The sequence below is a fragment of the Streptococcus infantis genome (assembly GCF_047464615.1).
Taxonomy (GTDB): Bacteria; Bacillota; Bacilli; order Lactobacillales; family Streptococcaceae; genus Streptococcus; species Streptococcus infantis_Y.
The window spans coordinates 1-5270 of sequence record NZ_JASHBO010000032.1; the positions used below are offsets into that span (position 1 = coordinate 1).

The 5270-nt window shown below is 49.2% G+C and carries 2 tRNA genes and 3 rRNA genes; all 5 read left to right on the forward strand.

Going from position 1 to position 5270, the window contains the following annotated elements:
- Nucleotides 1-63 precede the first annotated feature (63 nt).
- The 5 genes from QM450_RS10420 to rrf all read left to right on the forward strand — a co-directional run bounded on the left by QM450_RS10420 (nucleotide 64) and on the right by rrf (nucleotide 5269).
- A tRNA-Glu gene (locus QM450_RS10420) sits at nucleotides 64-135 on the forward strand.
- Nucleotides 136-377: 242 nt separating this feature from the next.
- Nucleotides 378-1923, forward strand: a 16S ribosomal RNA gene (locus QM450_RS10425).
- A 50-nt stretch (nucleotides 1924-1973) separates the two neighbouring features.
- Nucleotides 1974-2046 (forward strand) — tRNA-Ala (locus tag QM450_RS10430).
- A gap of 126 nt (nucleotides 2047-2172) precedes the next feature.
- Nucleotides 2173-5075: ribosomal RNA gene (locus QM450_RS10435) — 23S ribosomal RNA — on the forward strand.
- 78 nt (nucleotides 5076-5153) lie between these two features.
- Nucleotides 5154-5269 (forward strand): 5S ribosomal RNA (rrf, locus tag QM450_RS10440).
- The 16S, 23S and 5S rRNA genes sit together here with 2 tRNA genes alongside, the layout of an rRNA operon.
- The last annotated feature ends 1 nt before the right edge of the window (nucleotide 5270 follow it).

Here is a 5270-nt window from a genome sequence, read left to right on the forward strand (position 1 = left end):
AAAAAAGGTGTTGACAAAGTAAGAAAAGTCGGTATAATAGTAAGAGTTGAAAATAACAACTCCGGTCCGTTGGTCAAGGGGTTAAGACACCGCCTTTTCACGGCGGTAACACGGGTTCGAATCCCGTACGGACTATAGTATAAAGCAGATGAAACACTAGATGAAAAAAAATAAAAAAAGTTTCAAAAAAGTGTTGACAAGCGAAAGCGACTGTGATATACTAATATAGTTGTCACTTGAGAGAAGTGAGTGACAAAGACCTTTGAAAACTGAACAAGACGAACCAATGTGCAGGGCACTACAACTAAGGTTGTAGTACTGAACAATGAAAAAAACAATAAATCTGTCAGTGACAGAAATGAGTGAGAACTCAAACTTTTAATGAGAGTTTGATCCTGGCTCAGGACGAACGCTGGCGGCGTGCCTAATACATGCAAGTAGAACGCTGAAGGAGGAGCTTGCTCTTCTGGATGAGTTGCGAACGGGTGAGTAACGCGTAGGTAACCTGCCTGGTAGCGGGGGATAACTATTGGAAACGATAGCTAATACCGCATAATAGTAGATATTGCATGATATCTGCTTGAAAGGTGCAATTGCATCACTACCAGATGGACCTGCGTTGTATTAGCTAGTTGGTGAGGTAACGGCTCACCAAGGCGACGATACATAGCCGACCTGAGAGGGTGATCGGCCACACTGGGACTGAGACACGGCCCAGACTCCTACGGGAGGCAGCAGTAGGGAATCTTCGGCAATGGACGGAAGTCTGACCGAGCAACGCCGCGTGAGTGAAGAAGGTTTTCGGATCGTAAAGCTCTGTTGTAAGAGAAGAACGAGTGTGAGAGTGGAAAGTTCACACTGTGACGGTATCTTACCAGAAAGGGACGGCTAACTACGTGCCAGCAGCCGCGGTAATACGTAGGTCCCGAGCGTTGTCCGGATTTATTGGGCGTAAAGCGAGCGCAGGCGGTTAGATAAGTCTGAAGTTAAAGGCTGTGGCTTAACCATAGTACGCTTTGGAAACTGTTTAACTTGAGTGCAAGAGGGGAGAGTGGAATTCCATGTGTAGCGGTGAAATGCGTAGATATATGGAGGAACACCGGTGGCGAAAGCGGCTCTCTGGCTTGTAACTGACGCTGAGGCTCGAAAGCGTGGGGAGCAAACAGGATTAGATACCCTGGTAGTCCACGCCGTAAACGATGAGTGCTAGGTGTTAGACCCTTTCCGGGGTTTAGTGCCGCAGCTAACGCATTAAGCACTCCGCCTGGGGAGTACGACCGCAAGGTTGAAACTCAAAGGAATTGACGGGGGCCCGCACAAGCGGTGGAGCATGTGGTTTAATTCGAAGCAACGCGAAGAACCTTACCAGGTCTTGACATCCCTCTGACCGCTCTAGAGATAGAGCTTTCCTTCGGGACAGAGGTGACAGGTGGTGCATGGTTGTCGTCAGCTCGTGTCGTGAGATGTTGGGTTAAGTCCCGCAACGAGCGCAACCCCTATTGTTAGTTGCCATCATTCAGTTGGGTACTCTAGCGAGACTGCCGGTAATAAACCGGAGGAAGGTGGGGATGACGTCAAATCATCATGCCCCTTATGACCTGGGCTACACACGTGCTACAATGGCTGGTACAACGAGTCGCAAGTCGGTGACGGCAAGCTAATCTCTTAAAGCCAGTCTCAGTTCGGATTGTAGGCTGCAACTCGCCTACATGAAGTCGGAATCGCTAGTAATCGCGGATCAGCACGCCGCGGTGAATACGTTCCCGGGCCTTGTACACACCGCCCGTCACACCACGAGAGTTTGTAACACCCGAAGTCGGTGAGGTAACCATTTGGAGCCAGCCGCCTAAGGTGGGATAGATGATTGGGGTGAAGTCGTAACAAGGTAGCCGTATCGGAAGGTGCGGCTGGATCACCTCCTTTCTAAGGATAAGAAATGCACATTGGTCTTGTTTAGTCTTGAGAGGTCTTGTGGGGCCTTAGCTCAGCTGGGAGAGCGCCTGCTTTGCACGCAGGAGGTCAGCGGTTCGATCCCGCTAGGCTCCATTGGTGAGAGATCACCAAGTAATGCTCATTGAAAATTGAATATCTATATCAAATAGTAACAAGAAAATAAACCGAAAACGCTGTAGTATTAATAAGAGTTTATGACTGAAAGGTCAGAAAAAATAAGGTTAAGTTAATAAGGGCGCACGGTGGATGCCTTGGCACTAGGAGCCGAAGAAGGACGTGACAAACGACGATATGCCTTGGGTAGCTGTAAGTAAGCGATGATCCAGGGATTTCCGAATGGGGGAACCCAACAGGTACTACCTGTTACCCATATCTGTTAAGGATATGAGGAGGAAGACGCAGTGAACTGAAACATCTAAGTAGCTGCAGGAAGAGAAAGCAAAAGCGATTGCCTTAGTAGCGGCGAGCGAAACGGCAGAAGGGCAAACCGAAGAGTTTACTCTTCGGGGTTGTAGGACTGCAATGTGGACTCAAAGACTATAGAAGAATGATTTGGGAAGATCAGCCAAAGAGAGTGATAGCCTCGTATTCAAAATAGTCTTTGTACCTAGCAGTATCCTGAGTACGGCGGGACACGTGAAATCCCGTCGGAATCTGGGAGGACCATCTCCCAACCCTAAATACTCCCTAGTGACCGATAGTGAACCAGTACCGTGAGGGAAAGGTGAAAAGCACCCCGGGAGGGGAGTGAAATAGAACCTGAAACCGTGTGCCTACAACAAGTTCGAGCCCGTTAATGGGTGAGAGCGTGCCTTTTGTAGAATGAACCGGCGAGTTACGATATGATGCGAGGTTAAGTTGAAGAGACGGAGCCGTAGGGAAACCGAGTCTGAATAGGGCGAGTTAGTATCATGTCGTAGACCCGAAACCATGTGACCTACCCATGAGCAGGTTGAAGGTGCGGTAAGACGCACTGGAGGACCGAACCAGGGCACGTTGAAAAGTGCTTGGATGACTTGTGGGTAGCGGAGAAATTCCAAACGAACTTGGAGATAGCTGGTTCTCTCCGAAATAGCTTTAGGGCTAGCGTCGACATTGAGATTCTTGGAGGTAGAGCACTGTTTGGGTGAGGGGTCCATCCCGGATTACCAATCTCAGATAAACTCCGAATGCCAAAGAATTATGGTCGGCAGTCAGACTGCGAGTGCTAAGATCCGTAGTCGAAAGGGAAACAGCCCAGACCACCAGCTAAGGTCCCAAAATAATTGTTAAGTGGAAAAGGATGTGGGGTTGCACAGACAACTAGGATGTTAGCTTAGAAGCAGCTATTCATTCAAAGAGTGCGTAATAGCTCACTAGTCGAGTGACCCTGCGCCGAAAATGTACCGGGGCTAAAACAATTTACCGAAGCTGTGGATACCTTTATAGGTATGGTAGGAGAGCGTTCTATGTGTGAAGAAGGTGTACCGTGAGGAGTGCTGGAACGCATAGAAGTGAGAATGCCGGTATGAGTAGCGAAAGACAGGTGAGAATCCTGTCCACCGTAAGACTAAGGTTTCCAGGGGAAGGCTCGTCCGCCCTGGGTTAGTCGGGACCTAAGGAGAGACCGAAAGGTGTATCCGATGGACAACAGGTTGATATTCCTGTACTAGAGTATGTAGTGATGGAGGGACGCAGTAGGCTAACTAAAGCGTGCGAATGGAAGAGCACGTCTAAGCAGTGAGGTGTGATATGAGTCAAATGCTTATATCTATAACATTGAGCTGTGATGGGGAGCGAAGTTTAGTAGCGAAGTTAGTGACGTCACACTGCCAAGAAAAGCTTCTAGCGTTTAAACATACTCTACCCGTACCGCAAACCGACACAGGTAGTCGAGGCGAGTAGCCTCAGGTGAGCGAGAGAACTCTCGTTAAGGAACTCGGCAAAATGACCCCGTAACTTCGGGAGAAGGGGTGCTGACTTTAAGTCAGCCGCAGTGAATAGGCCCAAGCAACTGTTTATCAAAAACACAGCTCTCTGCTAAATCGTAAGATGATGTATAGGGGGTGACGCCTGCCCGGTGCTGGAAGGTTAAGAGGAGTGCTTAGCGGAAACGCGAAGGTATGAATTGAAGCCCCAGTAAACGGCGGCCGTAACTATAACGGTCCTAAGGTAGCGAAATTCCTTGTCGGGTAAGTTCCGACCCGCACGAAAGGCGTAATGATTTGGGCACTGTCTCAACGAGAGACTCGGTGAAATTTTAGTACCTGTGAAGATGCAGGTTACCCGCGACAGGACGGAAAGACCCCATGGAGCTTTACTGCAGTTTGATATTGAGTGTCTGTACCACATGTACAGGATAGGTAGGAGTCTAAGAGATCGGGACGCCAGTTTCGAAGGAGACGTTGTTGGGATACTACCCTTGTGTTATGGCCACTCTAACCCAGATAGGTGATCCCTATCGGAGACAGTGTCTGACGGGCAGTTTGACTGGGGCGGTCGCCTCCTAAAAGGTAACGGAGGCGCCCAAAGGTTCCCTCAGAATGGTTGGAAATCATTCGCAGAGTGTAAAGGTATAAGGGAGCTTGACTGCGAGAGCTACAACTCGAGCAGGGACGAAAGTCGGGCTTAGTGATCCGGTGGTTCCGTATGGAAGGGCCATCGCTCAACGGATAAAAGCTACCCTGGGGATAACAGGCTTATCTCCCCCAAGAGTTCACATCGACGGGGAGGTTTGGCACCTCGATGTCGGCTCGTCGCATCCTGGGGCTGTAGTCGGTCCCAAGGGTTGGGCTGTTCGCCCATTAAAGCGGCACGCGAGCTGGGTTCAGAACGTCGTGAGACAGTTCGGTCCCTATCCGTCGCGGGCGTAGGAAATTTGAGAGGATCTGCTCCTAGTACGAGAGGACCAGAGTGGACTTACCGCTGGTGTACCAGTTGTCTTGCCAAAGGCATCGCTGGGTAGCTATGTAGGGAAGGGATAAACGCTGAAAGCATCTAAGTGTGAAACCCACCTCAAGATGAGATTTCCCATGATTTTATATCAGTAAGAGCCCTGAGAGAAGATCAGGTAGATAGGTTAGAAGTGGAAGTGTGGCGACACATGTAGCGGACTAATACTAATAGCTCGAGGACTTATCCAAAGTAACTGAGAATACGAAGTGTGAAGGCTTTTCTTGGAATTTGATAGATATTCAATTTTGAGTAGGTATTACTCAAAGTTAAGTGACGATAGCCTAGGAGATACACCTGTACCCATGCCGAACACAGAAGTTAAGCCCTAGAACGCCGGAAGTAGTTGGGGGTTGCCCCCTGTGAGATAAGGAAGTCGCTTAGCT